The sequence below is a fragment of the Mariniphaga sp. genome (assembly GCF_041687215.1).
GTDB lineage: Bacteria > Bacteroidota > Bacteroidia > Bacteroidales > Prolixibacteraceae > Mariniphaga.
Genome location: NZ_JAWLCI010000001.1, coordinates 60,692 through 79,225, shown reverse-complemented (window position 1 = coordinate 79,225; position 18,534 = coordinate 60,692). Strand labels below are relative to the sequence as shown.

Below are 18,534 nucleotides of genomic sequence, written 5' to 3'. Positions count from 1 at the left end.
GGTTAGCTATTTTTGTAACAAAAATGTAACTTACAATTTTGTTAGTTAAACTTTATGGCAACACTCAAATCCTGGATAAATGCAGCCCGGCCGAGAACGCTTCCCCTGGCGCTTTCGGGCATTTTTACGGGGTGCGGATTGGCGTGGTTTTACGGTGCCATTGACGTAACCGTGAGTCTGCTGGCCATTGTTACCGCCACGCTCATCCAGGTTTTTTCCAACTTTGCAAACGATTATGGCGACAGTCAAAAAGGCACCGACAACCAATTTCGGCTCGGCCCTGTCCGCACGGTGCAGAGTGGCGAAATCAGCCATAGAGAGATGGAAACAGGGATGATTGTAGTTGGCGCGCTCAGTTTCCTAACCGGAATTCTGCTGGTTTATCTCGGGACCTGGCACATTTCAAAAATTGCCTTTTTTACATTCATTGGATTTGGAATTTTGTCTTTGATTGCCGCCTATTTTTACACTGCAGGGAAAAAATCGTACGGTTACATCGGGCTTGGCGATTTGTTCGTTTTTCTGTTTTTTGGGTTACTGCCTGTGCCGGGAGTTTTTTTCCTGAATACCGGATTTCTGCCCGCTGATATTTTTCTGCCTGCCATAACCATCGGACTTTTCAGCACAGGTGTTTTAAACCTGAACAACATGCGTGACATCCAAAACGACCGCAACTCCGGGAAAATTACCATCCCGGTTCGGATTGGCGCACGAAATGCCCGTTTTTACCATTTGTTGATGATTTTGGGCGGATGGATTTTTGCTCTTGTTTTTACATTAAAACACTTTCATTCGTTAAGGCAGTTGTTGTTTTTGGTCGTGCTTCCGGTTTTTATGCTCGATTTGTGGAAAATTTTTCGTATTCAGAATGAAAAAGAACTCGACCCGTTTCTGAAACGGCTGGCACTTTCTACCCTTGCTTTCACTTTGCTTTTTTGTTTCGGATTTATAATTTCAGCCCGGTGAAAGCACATTTCAAAAAATACGAACTCAAGTTTAAACGTCCGTCAAAAACATCGCGTGGAGAAATCCAAATGCGAACGGTTTGGTACTTAGTTTTGGAAGAAAACGGCAAAACCGGTATTGGTGAATGTGCCCCACTGCCCGGTCTCAGCAGCGAAACACGCGAAGAAGCGGAAACACTCCTAAATGAAATTTGCGCCAATCCGTCTTATTTTGTTGAAAATCCGGATGAAACGCAATATTTTTCATCGGTACATTTTGCACTTGAAACCGCTTTGCTGGATTTGCAAAATGGAGGCCGCCAGATTTTATTCCCTTCTGTTTTTACTGAAGGAAAACAGGGAATCCCCATCAACGGGCTTATTTGGATGGGCGAAATTGATTTTATGTTGGAGCAAATTAGCGAAAAACTGGAAGCGGGTTTCCGGTGCATCAAATTGAAAATTGGCAGCCTTGATTTTGACAAGGAACTTCAAATTCTGAAAAGCATCCGTGAAAATTATGATTCAAGTCAAATTACTCTACGGGTGGATGCCAACGGCGCTTTCAGCCCTGATAAAGTCATTGAAAAACTTCTAAAGCTGGAAAAGTTCGACCTTCATTCGATCGAACAACCCATAGCTGCCGGACAGTGGAAAAAGATGGCCGAAATTTGTAAAAACTCCCCGGTTCCTGTAGCACTCGATGAAGAACTGATTGGCATTCATTCCAAAAAAGATAAAGAAAAATTGCTTGATGCCATTCAGCCGCAGTTCCTCGTTTTGAAACCCAGTCTGCATGGCGGTTTTTCGGGTTGCAGTGACTGGATTAAAATGGCTGAAAAACGTTCAATCGGGTGGTGGGTTACTTCGTACCTGGAATCGAATATCGGGCTGAATGTCATTGCCCAGTGGACTTTCCATAAAAATGCAATAGGTTACCAGGGGCTGGGAACAGGAAGTTTGTTTGCCAACAATATCCCTTCTCCGCTCGAAATCCGGGGGGAAAATCTGTGGTTCAATTCGGAAAAGCATTTTGAAATCCCCAAAAATTTCTTTTCGCCATGAATCTTTTTCCGAAATATATCAAATTGTTTGGAGCAAAGGTTTTGGTTGAGGAATTCATTCAAAAACCGAATAAACCAATTCATGAAAAAGAACTGGCCGGTTTTCTGAAAGAGTGGTATGCACCGGAAGATTTTGTGGAAGTTAAAACCTCGGGGAGCACCGGTACGCCCAAAACCATCCGTTTAAAAAAGGAGTTTGTTGCAACAAGTGCGCAGCGAACCATTCATTTTTTTCAATTGAAAAAAGACGACCGGGTGTTGCATTGCCTTCCGCTAAAATATATTGCCGGAAAACTGATGGTAGTCCGTGCAATGCTGGGCGAACTTGACCTTCGTTTAATAGAACCTTCCAGTGATTTTTCCTATCTGCAAACAGAAAAATTTCGGTTTGCGGCAATGGTTCCTAACCAGGTGGCTAAAATTTTGAAAGCAGAAGCCATTCTGGGAAAATGGCTGGGTAATATTGAAAAATTGCTGATTGGCGGCTCAGCCATTACTTATTCGCTGGAAAAACAACTTCAAAACCTGAAAACCGACTGTTATTCCAGCTACGGAATGACGGAAACCGCCACCCACATTGCCCTTCGAAAAATGAATGGTCATGGGGCAGTCGGCTGGTATCGCTGCCTGGAAAACATCAGTGTAAGTTTGTCTGATAATGGTTGCCTTCAAATTTATATACCGGGATTGGAAAGCCAACCGCTTCAAACAACCGATTTAGCGGAACTAAAAGATGACAAAACTTTTCGTATTCTGGGCCGCAGCGACAATGTAATTATTTCGGGCGGAATTAAATTTTCGCCCGAGCAAATTGAAAAGAAGCTTGAGTCGTTTATTTCGACACCCTTTCTAATTTCCTCACTCCGTCATGAACCGCTTGGCGAACAGTTGGTTTTGGTGGTGGAAGGGAAAAAATCTGATTTGGAAATAAAACGCCTGATGAAAATTTGCCGGAGTGAATTGAACAAGTATGAGCAACCCCGGCAAATCCGGTTTCTCCGGCAACTCCCACGCACGGCCAATGGTAAATTCAACAGAAAAGGGGTGGCAGAAGTTGTTTTGTTATAAATATTGAGCAGGTGGACTTTAAGCCACCAACTCAATTTCAAAACGTTTAAGCATTGACTACTACCTGGAATGATGCTCCGATGTCCGGTAGTGTTCCCGGATTAAGTCCCTGCCAAAATCGTCGTCAAAATCCCTCCAAACCGTATGAATATGATTGGCATTGTTTTGTGTATTGTCGAATTCCACCAGAAATGTCTTTCCCTGAATTCGGTAATAGTGAGGTTCTCCCAATTTTGTGGCGCCGGCCCATCCGAAACGTATTTCATCGAACTCTTCTTTCTTCAGGTTTTCCATTCGCTTCAATGCCAGCTCGGACGGCATGGCCGACAGGTATTCGTTTATCAGGTTTATGAGGATGTTTTGCTGTGCAGGGTCCAAATCTTTCATTTCGATGCCGGCCGGCTCCGGCGGGTTCACCTCCGGTGCATTAGTGGTGGTAATGTCGAAAAAAGCGTTTTTGCGAAATATGGCCTTCTGTTTTTGACTGGCCGACATGGAGTTGATCAAATCCAACCCGTAATCTTCTTCCTTGTCGAGGGTACGTTCCCCTTTTCTTTTTCCTATTGGGATAATGGCCGGGTTTGCCCCAAAAAAAATGGGCGCCATTGAAATTTGATTGTTCAGAACGGTAAAATTCAGCGAAATATGATGCCCTTCAAATGACCAGGCCCACAAACTGTCGCGTTCCGGATTTCCGTAAAATGCCGCGAAATATTTTTCCGGATCCCGCACAAAAGAGCTTCCACCCAATTGAACAAGCACCTCCTCCAGTTCAATTATCCGTTTCGTTTTCGAATAGCCGGCTTCACTCAGAAAATTCTGCAATAGCGAAAAAAGCAGTTCCTTTTGCGTTTCATTTAGCTCGTGAATCTGGATTCCCGCCCTCGACCAGGTAGCTCCCGGCAAATAGTGCCATTTCGTTTTGGATGCATCCTCAAACTCATAAAGTGTTTTTTTCCGCTGCGCACTGTTTAATGAATTTAGGAATTTTATTGCTTTGGAGTTTTTCATTTTCTGTTCGGCAGATATGTCCGACTGCATATTTTTATGTTGTTTATTTTTGAGGGTCTGATCCGGGTTATAATTTTTGACGAAGCCTGTCAGAAAAAACAAAAGGATGACCGCCAGAAAGATTGTTGTCTTTTTGCGGAACCTCCATCTTTTATTCCGGTTCTGCCCGAAGCTTTTCATTATTTTGTTTTTTGTTCTCTTGTAAAAGATTAAAACACAAGAGTTGAGGCAAGGTTCACTATACAATACCCCGTTAATTTGTGAAATCTACTTTACACTGATATACAGTCGTGTTGGAAGCATAATTGTCGAAATTTTTATAATAATCCCGCTAACTTAAGTAGATGGTCCAATTCGCTATCTGATATATTTTGTTTTTGGGATTTGTCACAAATTGAGAGTAGAAAAACTGAATTGGCAAAAACTTTTACACAGGAAATTACCCGGCTGCCTCCACTTTTCCCCTTTCCTTTTGAAGTTATAGCCATCCGAATTTTATAACAATTCTTTCCTAAGGGTTCTCCTTGCTTTGGGTTGTACTTTAATGAATCCAGTAATAGTTTGTAATCCCCTTTTAAAGAAGGGTATTTTCTCGATAGCTTTTTAAGCTCTTTTTCAAAGAAGCCGGTAGTATAAACATTAAAGCTCATTGAATAATTGATCTGCAGTTTTTAGCTTAATTTCGCCTTTCAAATGTCTTTCTACCTGACTGAGTGAATTTTGGGTGCCCTCAACAAATTCCAAATCCTTTTTTGTCAGTTTTCGTTCATTGGATATTTTAACAAACCCAAGGCTTTTAATAAGCTCCATAAAAAAGGAGAATTTATTATCCGGTACATTTAAAACCACTTGTTTCATAATCCCTTCATTTTATGGCAAAAATACAAAAAAATAGTATTTACAAAACCGGCTTCAGTTTTTTCACCCAACCTGTCAGCCGGTGTTCAGTATCAATAAAACCCGGGCCGATCATCAGAAGACCGCCGTCAGAAGTACAAATAATCCGCGCAGCCTGATCATGAACAAACCGGAACTTGAATACCTGGTTATTCACCATTTTCCCGTTTTTATCGATGAAAAGCAGCCATGGACCGATGGTGCCGGTAAACGAGGTTTCACATTTGCCTGCAGCCATAATGTTTCCGTCGGGAAGAATGGCAATGGCAGTTCCTTTTTCCGAACCTTCTCGGTTGTAGTTTTGCGTCCAGAGCACTTTCCCCGTGGCATCCAGCTTGGTCAGCAGGTAATCGTAATCCCAGATTTGCTCATCAGCCGGTGCATCCGGATTGTAGCATAAACCGACATAGCCACCCACCAGCAAGGTATTATCGGGAGAACAGCACAAACATTGTGGTGTAAGCATTTTTTCCGATTGTGGAAGAGCTGTTTTCCATAAAGTTTTTCCATCGGTGTCAACCCGGATTACCTGAACAGTTGGTTTTCCCTTAGGTGGCTGGATTTGACTTGAAACAGCCAGCGTTCCGTCGGGAAGGGTTCGAATGGCATAACCTGCTGCCGGGGTATTTTCTTCAAAACTGAACTCTGCTGTTTTTTTGCCTTCTTTGTCCAGTTTCCAAAGCGAAAAAACTGATTGTCCTGCGTGATTATTGAAAGTATTCATCCACCAGATTTGCCCGGATTGGTCCACGGTTATATCGGTACGCAAAAGAGAAGATGGTTGGTCGGTTTCTGCTGTCCACAGTTCAGCAAAAGCCAGATCCACTGCCAGCAGCCGGGCGAAGCTCTCTGTTTCTTCCGGTTTATTGATGTATGCAATCAGAAATCCATTTTCTCCGTTGGCAATAACTTTCATCGGAATATCATTCCCGGGAAACCCAAACACTTTGGTTTTTAATGTGTCGCCCTGGCTGTTGCATTCCAGGAGCCAGATGTCGAAACTCCGGTCTTCCGGTTTTTCAATGGCGCCCAAAAGAATAAAATTTCCACCCGGCATTTCCAGAACATCGGAAAAATAATGGGATGCACGAATTTCGAAATTCTTTTCCCACGTGACTTCAGGGATTTGTGAAAAAATAGTGTGCACTGCAAAAAAGAATGCCGCAATGCATGTGATTAGCTTTTGATAGTCAGTTAATTTTTGCATAGCCGTTTTATTAAATTGATTTAAACGACACATTAGATTACGATAAATTAAAAGGAAGGTTTTAGAAAAAAGTGGTCTGAATTTTTTGTTTGTGAATTTTTTTTTATTCTTTTGACCTTAGTTAAAAGAAAAAATGATTCAAAATATAAATACAATATGGCTTCCGTGGTGGGGTCTTCTTACTTAAGTGAGGAGTTTATAGCCATATTGGTATTTTTTAAAGATATTTCAATTTGGACCTGCTCCTCGAAAAGGGCAGGTTTTTTTGTTTGTGAGAAATGATAGAAATAGTAAAAAATAGAATTCAAAAAATAGCATCGCTTTGCGAGGAATTAAAAGTTGAAAAGCTTTGGATTTTTGGTTCAGCCACAAAATTTACTTTTTCACCTGAAAGTGATATTGATTTTTTGGTTTCATTTGAGAAAATGAAACCTGAAGATTATGCTGAAAACTATTTTTTACTGGCAGAAAATCTGGAAGAAATTTTAGAAAGGAAGGTGGATCTTGTGACTGTTAATTCACTTTCAAATCCCTATTTTATTCAATCGGTTGAAGAAAGTAAAACGCTGATTTATGACAGACAAAGCCAGGAAATACTTATTTGAAATTCTGGAATCGGCAGAGTCAATTGAAAAGTACATTGAAAATATTGATTTCTTTCAATATCAAAAGAACAAAATGGTAAGGAGAGCTGTTGAAAGAGAATTCGAAATCATTGGAGAAGCGACAAATGCTTTATTGAAGAACAATAAAGATATTAAAATTACCAGTGCTGAAAGAATAATCGGGATGAGAAACAGGGTAATCCATGGATATGATAAGATTGATGATGAGATAATTGGGGAACAATTAAAAGGCATCTTCCTGTTTTGAAAAAAGAAGTAAAAGAATTATTGAAATGAAAGTTTATAAAAATACAAACTGGTGGTGGCACAGCAACTTTTTACAAATCCGTGAAGAGAAGTAACGCTATTGCCCGAAAAGCAAAAAACGGCTCATCGAATCACGGTGAGCCGTTTTTTTTTGGGAGCCCTCCCTAACCCTCCCAAAGGGAGGGAAAAAGAGAGAAGCCTCTCCCAACCTCCCCAAAGGGGAGGAGTAATTGAGGGAAAAAAAGAAAAAGAAAAAAGAAATTGAATTATAAACTTTAAATATTGCCGTTACCCAATTCCCCCCTTGGGGGTTAGGGGGCTTCTTATAATTATGGAAAAATTAAAATTTAAACCTGTAGTTCGTAAAATTCTGGCCGACACAGTGACGCCGGTGAGCATTTACCTGCGGTTGCGAACGCTTTACCCAAAGGCAATTCTTTTGGAAAGCTCGGATTATCACGGACATGAAAATGCATACTCGTTTGTGTGTTTCAATCCTGTGGCCTGTTTTACAGTGAACAATAGCGAAGTAACCCGCGAGTTTCCGGGAAAAGAGAAAGAAAAGTTCATGCTTTCGGAAAAACGAAAACTTCACGATGAACTGGATGATTTTTTCAAAACGTTCAATGTGGAATCAGAAGAAATAAAAATTCCGGCAAACGGACTGTTTGGGTACATCAATTTCGATGCGGTGCAGCATTTCGAGAACATTCATTTTACGGCTGAAAAGAAAGATGGATATCAGATTCCGGAAGTGAAGTACTGTTTCTACAAGTACATTGTGGCTATCGACCACCACAAAAACCAGATTCACATGGTGGAAAACCTGCTCGATGGCGAAAACTCACAAATGGATTACATTCATCACCTGCTCATTAATCTCAATTTTTCGACGGCCAAGTTTCAACCCTTAAACAGCGAAGCTTCGAATATTACCGATGAGGAATACATGCAGATGGTAACCAAAGGGAAACAGCACTGTTACCGGGGCGATGTGTTTCAGATTGTGCTGAGCCGGCAGTTTTCGCAGCAGTACGAAGGCGATGATTTTAATGTTTACCGCGCACTGCGTTCCATTAATCCATCGCCTTATTTGTTTTATTTCGATTACGGTTCGTACCGGATTTTTGGCTCCAGTCCGGAGGCCGAACTGCGGGTGAAAAACAACAAAGCTTATATCCATCCCATTGCCGGCACTTTTAAACGCACCGGCAACGACGAGCAGGATCGCGAACTGGCCGAACAACTAAGCAAAGACCCTAAAGAAAATGCGGAACACGTGATGTTGGTTGACTTGGCCCGCAACGACCTCAGCCGGAATGCAAACCATGTGGTTGTGGAAACTTACCGCGAAGTGCAGTTCTATTCGCATGTGATTCACCTCGTTTCTCAGGTTTCAGGCGAAATTACTGACGACACCAACCTGATAAAGGTTTTGGGGGAAACGTTTCCGGCAGGTACACTTTCCGGAGCGCCCAAGTACAAGGCCATGGAACTGATTGACAAATACGAAAATCAAAACCGGGGTTATTATGGTGGCTGCATTGGTTATCTTGGGTTCGACCGCACCGTGAACCATGCCATCATGATTCGGTCGTTTATGAGCAAAAACAATCGCCTGTTTTACCAGGCCGGGGCCGGAATTGTAGCCGATTCGAAAGAAGAAAGCGAACTGCAGGAGGTGAACAACAAGCTGGCAGCGTTGAAAAAAGCGATTGAAATGGCGAAGGAGATAAATTAGGAGCCCCATCCTAACCTTCCCCCAAGGGGAAGGAATAAGAAAATGAATCAGTAAAAAAGAGAAAAATGATATCAAAAGAAAACAGTAAAAAAAAGAACGCAGCCCAATCTCCTTCCTTTGGAGGGATTAAAGGAGGCTCTATTTTAGTTATTGATAATTACGATTCGTTCACATACAATCTGGTGCATGCCATTAAAAAAATTTCAGGATTGCCGGTGGATGTGTTCCGCAACGATGAAATTGCGCTGGAAGATATTGAAAAGTACGACAAAATTGTGCTTTCACCCGGACCGGGACTGCCAGACGAATCCGGATTGTTATTGGAAATTATTAAGGAATACGCACCGAAAAAAAGCATTCTGGGTGTTTGTTTGGGGCACCAGGCCATTGGCGAAGCTTTTGGAGGGAAACTGCGCAACATGAACCGCGTAATTCACGGAATGGCAACACCGGTTAAACTTACCGTCAACCGATCTGTTCTTTTTAACGGATTGCCCGATTCATTTGACGTAGGACGTTACCATTCTTGGATTGTGGAAAAGGAAAATCTTCCTGAATGCTTCGAAATCACAAGCTTCGACAACGAAGGAATGATTATGTCGATGAAGCATAAAACGTTTGATGTGGAAGGCGTTCAGTTTCACCCTGAATCGGTTTTAACCCCACTGGGAGAAAAAATGATTGAAAATTGGTTAGGAACCCCCTCCAACTCCCACAAAATGGGAGAATAAAAATAGCCCCGGAATTTATCCCGGGGGCGGAATTTTGGCAATTAAATCGAGGTGCGTCCAATTCCGTTCATTGAAAAACAGACATTGTACGCACCGCAAAATAAAAGTTGAATAGCATGAAAAATACACTGGAATATTTATTTGAAGGAAATAATCTGACACGAGAGCAGGCGAAAAAAAGTCTGCTGGAAGTGGGAAAAGGAATGCACAGCGAGGCGGAGTTCGCTTCGTTTCTTACTGTTTTTAAGATGAGACCAATCACTTCCGATGAACTGGCCGGATTCCGTGATGCCATGGCTGAACTTTGCCTCGTGACTGATCTTTCCGGTTACGATGCCATCGATGTGGTGGGTACCGGTGGCGACGGAAAAAATACGTTTAACATCTCAACGCTGGCCTGTTTTATTATTGCCGGTGCCGGAGTGAATGTAGCCAAACATGGCAACTACGCCGTTTCGTCCACCAGCGGCTCGTCCAACCTGCTCGAACTCATGGGTTACAAATTCAGCAACGACCTGGATAAGCTGAAAAACGACCTGGAAAAAAGCAACTTCTGTTTTATGCACGCACCGCTTTTTCACCCGGCCATGAAATACATTGCACCAGTGCGCCGGGCTTTGAAAGTGCAGACTTTTTTCAATATTTTGGGTCCAATGGTGAATCCCTCTTCACCAAAATACCAGGTACTGGGCGTAAATAATACTGAAAATTTCAATCACTACAGAAATGTGTACGAAACGCTGGATATAAATTTTACGGTTATCAACAGCAACGACGGGTACGACGAGGTTTCGCTCACCGATTCTACCCGTTTTGCACAGAATGAAAAAGAAGGGTATTTTTCACCTGCCGATTTTGGGTTTGAAAAAATTCAACCTGAATCCATTTATGGCGGCGATTCCATTAAAGAAGCTGCTCAGATTTTTATGCATATTCTGGAAGGAAAAGGTTCAAAAGAACAAAACAACGTGGTGGTAGCCAACGCAGCTGTGGGCCTGAACCTGGTTTATCCGGAAAAAAGTTTACCGGAATGTGTGGATATGGCGGGTGAATCGCTAAAAAGTGGCAGGGCATTACAAAAACTGAAAGCGGTTGTAGATTAAAAAATAGCACCGTCCTTTAGGGCGGTGAAAATTAAAAATGAATGAGGTGGAAAGGAATTTCTGAAAAATGGTAAAATTTAGAATACCATTTTTCAGAAATTCCAACCGGGAAAATATGTAATACAACACCGACCTAAAGGACGGTGCAAAAACAAGAAAACATGAATATTCTCGAAAAAATAATTGAAACCAAAAAGGTGGAAGTAGCCCGGCAGAAAAAGGCGATTCCGGCGGCACAACTCAAAAAATTTCCCGGTTACCAGCGGAAATGCAATTCGCTGAAAACAGCTTTGCTGAAAAACAGTTCTTCCGGAATCATTGCTGAGTTTAAGCAAAAGTCGCCATCGAAAGGGGAAATCAATTTTGGGGTGAAGGTGGAAGAAGTGACCAAAGGATACTCAGAAGCCGGAGCGGCAGGTTTGTCCGTTTTAACCGATTACGATTATTTTGGCGGAACTCTGGCCAACCTGGCCAAAGCGCGCGAAACGAATCCGGCAATTCCAATTCTTCGTAAAGATTTTATTATTGACACCTACCAGTTGGTGGAAGCAAAAGCATTTGGAGCCGATGTGATTCTCCTTATTGCAGCCTGCCTGGAAAAAGAACAGGCCGCAACATTGGCCAAAAAAGCAAAAAGTCTGGGCATGGAAGTGCTAATGGAAGTTCATAATGCCAATGAACTGAATTTGTTGAACGATTTTGTGGAACTTGTGGGTGTAAACAACCGCAACCTGAAAACTTTTGAAGTGGATGTGGAAACTTCGGTAAAACTGGCAAAGCTTATTCCCGATCGGTTTGTGAAAATTTCGGAAAGCGGACTGGCTGGCGCGGAAGCGATTCATTATTTAAGGAAGCACGGTTTTAAAGGGTTTCTGATTGGCGAAACCTTTATGAAAACCGACAACCCGGGAGAAGCGTGTAAAAAGTTAATTGAAAGTTTATAATTAGCACCGTCCTTTAGGGCGGTGTAAGAGAAAAAGATTGCACAAGTTTTGGCATGTGTTTTTGTGGCTTAGCAAACAAAAATCATGACAAAACAAATCTAGAAAAGAAGTAAAATGATTGATAATCTGAAAATAAAAGTATGCGGAATGAAATTCACCGCCAACCGGGAAGCGGTGGAAAAACTTCCTGTGGATTTTCTGGGATTCATTTTTTACCCTAAATCGAAACGATTTGTGGGAGAAAACACCGAACCGGGACTTTTCCAATCAGCTAAACTTAAAGTGGCCGTTTTTGTGGATGAAAACGCTTTTGAAATTCTTGGGCTGGCCAAAAACCTTGGATTTGAATATGTTCAGTTACATGGAAAAGAAAATCCAAAAACCTGCCGGTTGTTAAAAAAACAGGGATTGAAAGTGATAAAAGCTTTCAACCTGAATGAAGATTTTGATTTTGCTTCGATTAACGCTTACGAAAAAAGTGTGGATTATTTTCTGTTCGATACAAAAACAGACTTGCCGGGAGGCTCCGGGAAAAAATTTAACTGGAAAATTTTGGAAAAATACCAGGTAAATGTTCCCTTCTTTTTAAGCGGGGGAATTGTACCGGAGGATGCCGAGGCCATCAGAAAACTTCAACATCCACAGCTTTTCGGAATTGACCTGAACAGCGGTTTTGAAGATGAACCGGGAGTAAAAAATGTGGAAAAGTTAAAACAATTTATTGCAGAAATCAACTAATGAACAACCGTCATTCCCGCGTAGGCGGGAATCTGCAAAATTTTAGCAGATTCCCATCTTCATGGGAATGACAAGAAACACGAATAAAATTACAGAAATGAAGTTTAACGTTAACGAAAAAGGATATTACGGAGAGTTTGGCGGGGCCTGGATTCCCGAAATGATGTTTGCCAACATCGATGAGCTCCGACGCCGTTACCTGGAGATTATCGAATCACCGGAATTCAAAAAAGAATTCGACCAGTTAATGAAAGATTACGTAGGCCGGCCGTCGCCGTTGTACTTTGCCGGCCGATTATCGGAACATTACGGCACAAAAATTTACCTGAAGCGCGAAGATTTGAACCACACCGGGTCGCACAAACTGAACAATACGGTGGGGCAGATTTTACTGGCCGAAAAGCTGGGCAAAACCCGTATTATTGCAGAAACCGGCGCCGGACAGCACGGCGTGGCCACCGCCACTGTTTGTGCGCTAAAAGGGTTAAAATGCGTGGTTTACATGGGTGCGCTCGATGTGCAGCGGCAGGCACCCAATGTAAAAAAGATGAAAATGCTGGGCGCCGAAGTGATTCCCGTGCACAGTGGCAACAAAACCTTGAAAGACGCCACCAATGAAGCCATGCGCGACTGGATCAACAATCCGGAAGACACGCACTACATCATCGGTTCTGTGGTTGGGCCGCACCCTTTCCCCGATATGGTGGCCCGTTTTCAGTCGGTCATCAGCAAAGAGATGAAAAATCAACTGTTGGAACAAACCGGAAGTGAATTTCCTACCAGAATAATTGCTTGTGTGGGTGGCGGAAGTAATGCCGCCGGTGCTTTTTACCATTATCTGGATGATGAACAGGTTGAACTGATTGGCGTGGAAGCTGCCGGGAAAGGAGTGGAAACACCAGAAACTGCTGCTACTTTGCTGGTGGGCTCGCCGGGTGTGTTGCATGCCAGCCGCACCATGCTTATGCAAAATCGAGACGGGCAAATCACAGAACCGTATTCTATTTCTGCCGGACTGGATTATCCGGGAATCGGGCCGTTGCACGCGCATCTGTTTAAAACCGGAAGGGCAAAATACATTGCTGCTACTGATGAAGAAGTTTTGCAGGCTGCACTTCTACTCACCCAGAAAGAAGGAATCATTCCGGCGCTGGAATCGGCACATGCACTGGCAGCTCTCGAAAAAATTGAAATGAAACCGGACGATGTGAACGTGATTAACCTCTCGGGTAGCGGCAATAAGGACATGGAAACGTATTTGGAGTATTTTGGGTATTAGTGGGCCCTCCCTAACCCTCCCAAAGGGAGGGAATAAGAGAAGAAAACGAGAAAAAGGAAAATATAAATGTATAACAAATAGTAAAATTGTCTTCTCCAACTCCCCCTTTGGGGGATTTAGGGGGCTTATTCTTAACATGATGAAAAACAGAATCAACCAGCTTTTCGAAACGAAAAAAGAGAATATTCTTTCGGTCTATTTTACAGCCGGATTTCCAAAATTGAACGACACCGTTGAAATTATTCAGGAATTGGAAAAAAACGGGGTGGACCTCATCGAAATCGGCATTCCTTTTTCTGACCCAACCGCTGACGGGCCCACCATTCAGCACAGCAGTGAAATTGCCCTGAAAAACGGGATGTCGCTTCATTTGCTTTTCGACCAACTGAAAAACATCCGGCAATCGGTAAAAATTCCACTGATTTTAATGGGGTACTTCAATCCGGTAATGCAGTTTGGCGTGCAAGAATTCTGCAAAAAATGCAGTGAAACTGGAATTGACGGAGCCATTTTGCCCGACCTGCCTTTGGAGGAATTTGAAGCGCAGTACAAGGAACATTTCACAAAAAACAATTTGCACAACATTTTGCTGATTACGCCTCAAACACCCGAAGCACGTATCCAGCAAATAGATGAATCTTCCGGTGGATTTATTTACATGGTTTCTTCGGCATCAACTACCGGCGCCGGCAAAAAAGTGGAAGATTTTCACCAGGATTATTTCGAACGGATTCAACAGATGAATTTAATTAACCCCAGGTTAATAGGCTTCGGAATTTCGGATAGTTCTACCTTTGTTAATGCCTGCAAATACGCCAGCGGCGCCATTATTGGGAGTGCTTTTGTAAAAGCGTTGCAAGAGTGTAAAGAAATTAAAAAGTGTATTGAAAACTTTGTACGGAATATTCGAATTTCTGATTAATTTTTTGAAAAAAATCAAAAAATAATCGTTAATGTTTTTAAACAGTTTTATGTAACTTTTTAGTAACGGGCAATGATACAATCAAATAGAAAAAGACGATTTGGTATGGCATAGTTAATGAATGTTAAACCATATTTTACAACATACCATTAATTGTTTTTAGGTGTTATATTAATGTCGGATTTATAAAACTAAAATATTTGGACCATGCTCGATTACGCAAAAGTTATTTTACCCAAAGTGAGTTTTAGCAAACACTTGTTCCGAAAAGAACTGGCAAAGTGTATTCAATGGGTAGAACCTTCAGAGGTTCAGGAATTGCACGACTGGTGCTATCAAAATTTTAAAAATAAGTATCCCGATGTTCTGGAAGAAGTTTTTTCAGGCGTCGCGGCGTAAAAAAACCAAGGGGTGTATTGAAAAATGCACCCCATTTTTCTGTCAATAATTCTGTTTTATCAGTAACCCGTTTAATTCTATCCACAAACAACCATATCCTGCGTAGTTTATCACTATTGTTGCATTTCCTGCATTTTACTTTTTTAATACGCCCATTCATTGAATTTTTTCATCACTTATTTTCAGAAACCCTAAGTTTGGTCTCAAAGCCAGAAAACAATAAAATGAAAAGCATTTAATCATTGTTGAAATTTTGAAAAAATTCGGGGAAAAACAATAACAGTTTTAAAAACTAACACAGCAATTTTCATAGAAATAGTTAAACAGCATTAAAAATTGCAGCGTGTTGAATTACCGAAGGGTAAATTACTAAAGCTCCTGTTTCCCCGGCAGGGGCTTTTTTTTTGATTTGAGGATTTATTCCAAAAAAAAATATCACAAAAATTAACTTTTATGAAGAAACTACTTTTATTCAGTTTGGTTTTGTGTTTTGCAGTATTTTACGCAAATGCACAAACAAAGCAAATTAACGGAAAGGTGACATCCCGGGACGACGGGGCACCTATTCCAGGTGTTTCGGTAGTTGTAAGTGGCACTTCCATTGGTACAATTACTGATACTGACGGTAATTTCACACTCAGGGTTCCTGAAAATGAAACAATCCTGTTCTCTTTTGTTGGATTGAAAACAGTTGAGGTTCCTGTTACTTCAGCCACCAATTACGATGTGGTAATGGAACAGGAAATTATTGGCATGGACGAAGTGATGGTGGTGGCTTATGGTGTGGCCAAAAAAGAGTCATTTACCGGTTCTGCCGGAGTGATTGACAATGAGATGCTGCAAAAAAGGTCTGTGGCCAACATTTCAAAAGCGCTGGAAGGTCAGGTTGCGGGTGTTCAAACCACTTCGGGTACAGGGCAGCCCGGTGAAGGTGCAGATATTATTATCCGCGGATTTGGGTCCATCAATTCCGATAATAGCCCGCTCTATGTTGTTGACGGGGTTCCTTTTGACGGGAATCTGAACTCCATTAACCCGGGCGACATCGAGTCGATGACTATTCTGAAAGATGCTTCAGCCGGAGCATTGTATGGTTCGCGAGGAGCAAACGGCGTGGTTGTAATTACAACCAAAAAAGGAAAAGCTGAACAACTTTCGGTTGAGCTCAAAGCGTCCTACGGTGTAACCAACAGGGCAATTAAACCCTACAAAACATTAAACACTGCCGATTTTATTGAAGCCTCCTTTCAGGGATATAAAAATGAATTGATTTACAGAGATGGCGTACATCCCGATTTGGCCGGACAAATGGCCGTTGAAGCGATGAAAGGCAGCAATGGAATTTTCGGAGCCAATGAAATGTATAATCCCTACAACATGTCTGTTTCTGAACTGATTGACCCGGTTACGGGAAGGGTAAATTCTTCTGCCAAACTTTTGTACCAGTCTGACTGGCTGGAAGAAATTACCAATGAAAATGCGCCTCGACAGGAGTACCAATTGTATTTTAACGGGGGTTCTGAAAATTCAAAAATTTTTGCTTCGCTGGCTTACCTGAATGAAGAAGGATTGCTGGAGACAACAGATTTTGAACGAATTTCAGGAAGAATCGGAGCTGAATTGACACCCAAAGAGTGGCTGAATTACGGAGGGAATGTAAATTTCTCGAAAACTGAAAGTTCATATCTGGAATGGGGCGGAACTTCTGCAACTTCCAACGTTTGGTATTCGGCACAGTTTTTAGCGCCCATTTATCCGGTTTATATGCAGGATGAACAGGGAAATCCGGTTCTTTCAGAAACCGGAGAAAAACAGTTCGACTATGGTTTAACCAGGCCTTCCGGCGCCAATCCGAACTACAACCCAGTAGCTACTTTATATGAAGATGATTTTTATACCACAACCGATAATTTGTCGGGAAGGTTTCACCTTGATATTTTGGGCAAAGGGCTGAACACAGCCATTGACGGGTTATCACTTTCAGCAAATATAGGATTTGATTATGCCAACAGCCGCCGGATTCAATACAATAATCCTGAGTTTGGCGATGGAGCAACGGTTAGTGGTATTTTAAATATACTGAACAACCGAAACCTCTCATTTACCGTGAATGAACTACTGAGGTATGAAAAAAGTTTCGGAAAACATAGTATCAATTTACTTGCCGGGCACGAATTTTACAAGCTGGTAATTAATGAGCTTGAAGCTGAAAAAACAGGCTTCCCCTATTCCGGAATAAAAGAACTTGCCCCGGGTTCCACCACTTCGCTGCTCACTTCTTTTGAAGACAATTACTCCATTGAATCGGTTTTGAGCAACCTTACCTACGACTTTGCCGACCGGTATTATTTGTCAGCAAGTTTTCGTACCGACGGTTCTTCCCGTTTCCATAAAGATTACAGGTGGGGTAAGTTCTGGTCATTGGGTGGATCGTGGAGAATTAGTGAAGAACGTTTTCTTGAAGGCGCTGATTTTATTGACAACCTGAAACTGAAAGCCAGTTACGGGAAACAGGGGAACGACCGTATTGGAACATATTACGGCTGGCAGTCGCTTTATAATTTAGACTGGGCTAATGCCAACTTAAACGGCGCACTGCTATCGTCACTCGAAAATACCTCCATTAAGTGGGAAGAAAATAATAACCTGAATATTGGTTTTGATGCAGTTCTTTGGAGCGGACTGGAATTTTCGTTTGAATATTACCAGCGCAGAACCGTGGATATGCTCATGGAAAAACCGATGGCCACTTCGCTTGGTTTCGATAGCTATTGGGCCAATGTGGGCGAAATGCTGAATTCAGGCTTTGAGTTGAATACCAATCTGAATATTATCAGGGCAAATAACTTTGTTTGGAATGCAAACCTGAATCTCACCACCTTGAAAAATGAAATTGTTGAGTTGGACGGGGAAACCGATCAGATTGTTGACGGAAACCGGATTCAGCGCAAAGGAGAAGAAATTAATTCATTCTACCTGAGTCGTTCGGCAGGTGTGGACATTGCCACCGGGGCTCAGCTTTACTGGGTGTTCGATCGCGACGAAAACGGTGATCCCGGAGAACCTTATATTTCTGACGATTACCAGAAAGCAACCCAAAGCAAGGTTATTGCCGGCAGTCGCATTCCCGATTTTTACGGAGCTTTCGGAAGCAACTTTATCGTTTACAAAAACTTCGATTTGTCTTTTATGACCACTTTTTCAGTAGGCGGCAAAATATACGATAACGTTTACCGGGGATTACTAAACCCAACATATATTGGTACAAACTATACGGTTAACATAGAAAGAGCCTGGCGGAAACCTGGAGATGTTACCGATATTCCAAGAATTCAAAACGGAACAGCCTTTGCACGACCCGCAACCGATAATTTGTTGATTGATGCGTCCTATTTTGCCATCAAGAATTTAACGTTTGGATATACCCTGCCGGTAAATATGCTCAGAACGATTGGCATTGAACGATTAAGGGCTTATGTATCGTTCGACAATCTGGCTCTGTTTTCGCATTTGGAAGGTATGAATCCGCAACATGATTTTACCGGATCCACCAATTTTACCTATACTCCGGTAGGCACGAGCCTGCTGGGAATCGAATTAAAATTTTAAAACTA

Annotated in this window: 18 protein-coding genes; 14 read left to right on the top strand and 4 right to left on the bottom strand. The window is 42.1% G+C overall.

Annotated features, from left to right (window positions below; all coding sequences use genetic code 11):
- Nucleotides 1–54: 54 nt before the first annotated feature.
- From menA to ACESMA_RS00400, 3 genes are read left to right on the top strand one after another with little or no spacing between them, the layout of a single operon-like run.
- Nucleotides 55–966, top strand: a complete 912-nt coding sequence (gene menA / locus ACESMA_RS00410; protein WP_372946760.1) for a 1,4-dihydroxy-2-naphthoate octaprenyltransferase — start codon at nt 55–57, stop codon at nt 964–966.
- Nucleotides 963–2,009: an o-succinylbenzoate synthase gene (locus ACESMA_RS00405; protein WP_372946759.1), complete on the top strand. Its 1,047-nt coding sequence runs from the start codon at nt 963–965 to the stop codon at nt 2,007–2,009. Before menA ends, ACESMA_RS00405 begins: the two co-directional genes overlap by 4 nt.
- On the top strand, nt 2,006–3,076 hold the full coding sequence (locus ACESMA_RS00400; protein ID WP_372946758.1) for an AMP-binding protein: 1,071 nt from the start codon (nt 2,006–2,008) through the stop codon (nt 3,074–3,076). The genes ACESMA_RS00405 and ACESMA_RS00400 overlap by 4 nt, the downstream gene beginning before the upstream one ends.
- A 60-nt stretch (nt 3,077–3,136) precedes the next feature.
- On the opposite strand, the gene ACESMA_RS00395 is transcribed toward ACESMA_RS00400, so the two are convergent.
- The 4 genes from ACESMA_RS00395 to ACESMA_RS00380 form a co-directional block, all read right to left on the bottom strand.
- Nucleotides 3,137–4,117, bottom strand: a complete 981-nt coding sequence (locus tag ACESMA_RS00395) for a DUF3500 domain-containing protein (protein WP_372946757.1) — start codon at nt 4,115–4,117, stop codon at nt 3,137–3,139.
- A gap of 287 nt (nt 4,118–4,404) precedes the next feature.
- Entirely contained in the window at nt 4,405–4,737 is a 333-nt protein-coding gene (locus tag ACESMA_RS00390; RefSeq protein WP_372946756.1) for a type II toxin-antitoxin system RelE/ParE family toxin, read from the bottom strand.
- Nucleotides 4,727–4,945, bottom strand: coding sequence for a hypothetical protein (locus tag ACESMA_RS00385; protein ID WP_372946755.1), 219 nt, complete (start codon nt 4,943–4,945; stop codon nt 4,727–4,729). Before ACESMA_RS00385 ends, ACESMA_RS00390 begins: the two co-directional genes overlap by 11 nt.
- A gap of 40 nt (nt 4,946–4,985) precedes the next feature.
- Complete coding sequence (locus tag ACESMA_RS00380; protein WP_372946754.1) at nt 4,986–6,191, bottom strand: hypothetical protein; 1,206 nt, start codon at nt 6,189–6,191, stop codon at nt 4,986–4,988.
- Nucleotides 6,192–6,469: 278 nt separating this feature from the next.
- On the opposite strand from ACESMA_RS00380, the gene ACESMA_RS00375 reads away from it, so the two are divergent.
- From ACESMA_RS00375 to ACESMA_RS00325, 11 genes are all read left to right on the top strand, one after another.
- Nucleotides 6,470–6,796, top strand: a complete 327-nt coding sequence (locus ACESMA_RS00375) for a nucleotidyltransferase family protein (protein WP_372946753.1) — start codon at nt 6,470–6,472, stop codon at nt 6,794–6,796.
- Entirely contained in the window at nt 6,765–7,064 is a 300-nt protein-coding gene (locus tag ACESMA_RS00370) for a DUF86 domain-containing protein (RefSeq protein ID WP_372946752.1), read from the top strand. Before ACESMA_RS00375 ends, ACESMA_RS00370 begins: the two co-directional genes overlap by 32 nt.
- 330 nt (nt 7,065–7,394) lie before the next feature.
- Complete coding sequence (locus ACESMA_RS00365) at nt 7,395–8,804, top strand: anthranilate synthase component I family protein (protein ID WP_372946751.1); 1,410 nt, start codon at nt 7,395–7,397, stop codon at nt 8,802–8,804.
- Nucleotides 8,805–8,869: 65 nt separating this feature from the next.
- Complete coding sequence (locus ACESMA_RS00360; protein ID WP_372946750.1) at nt 8,870–9,535, top strand: anthranilate synthase component II; 666 nt, start codon at nt 8,870–8,872, stop codon at nt 9,533–9,535.
- A 116-nt stretch (nt 9,536–9,651) separates the two neighbouring features.
- A complete protein-coding gene (gene trpD / locus ACESMA_RS00355; protein WP_372946749.1) occupies nt 9,652–10,638 on the top strand; it encodes an anthranilate phosphoribosyltransferase in 987 nt (328 codons plus the stop codon).
- A gap of 161 nt (nt 10,639–10,799) precedes the next feature.
- Nucleotides 10,800–11,582: an indole-3-glycerol phosphate synthase TrpC gene (gene trpC, locus ACESMA_RS00350; RefSeq protein WP_372946748.1), complete on the top strand. Its 783-nt coding sequence runs from the start codon at nt 10,800–10,802 to the stop codon at nt 11,580–11,582.
- A gap of 114 nt (nt 11,583–11,696) precedes the next feature.
- Nucleotides 11,697–12,320, top strand: coding sequence for a phosphoribosylanthranilate isomerase (locus tag ACESMA_RS00345; protein WP_372946747.1), 624 nt, complete (start codon nt 11,697–11,699; stop codon nt 12,318–12,320).
- A 97-nt stretch (nt 12,321–12,417) separates the two neighbouring features.
- Entirely contained in the window at nt 12,418–13,599 is a 1,182-nt protein-coding gene (gene trpB, locus ACESMA_RS00340) for a tryptophan synthase subunit beta (protein ID WP_372946746.1), read from the top strand.
- Between the two features lie 136 nt (nt 13,600–13,735).
- Nucleotides 13,736–14,521 carry a tryptophan synthase subunit alpha gene (trpA, locus tag ACESMA_RS00335; RefSeq protein ID WP_372946745.1) on the top strand — a complete coding sequence of 262 codons (786 nt, stop codon included), beginning with the start codon at nt 13,736–13,738 and terminating at the stop codon, nt 14,519–14,521.
- 207 nt (nt 14,522–14,728) lie between these two features.
- Nucleotides 14,729–14,920 (top strand): hypothetical protein, encoded by a 192-nt coding sequence (locus tag ACESMA_RS00330; protein WP_372946744.1) that lies wholly within the window; start codon nt 14,729–14,731, stop codon nt 14,918–14,920.
- 453 nt (nt 14,921–15,373) lie between these two features.
- Nucleotides 15,374–18,529 carry a SusC/RagA family TonB-linked outer membrane protein gene (locus ACESMA_RS00325; protein WP_372946743.1) on the top strand — a complete coding sequence of 1,052 codons (3,156 nt, stop codon included), beginning with the start codon at nt 15,374–15,376 and terminating at the stop codon, nt 18,527–18,529.
- Nucleotides 18,530–18,534: the final 5 nt, after the last annotated feature.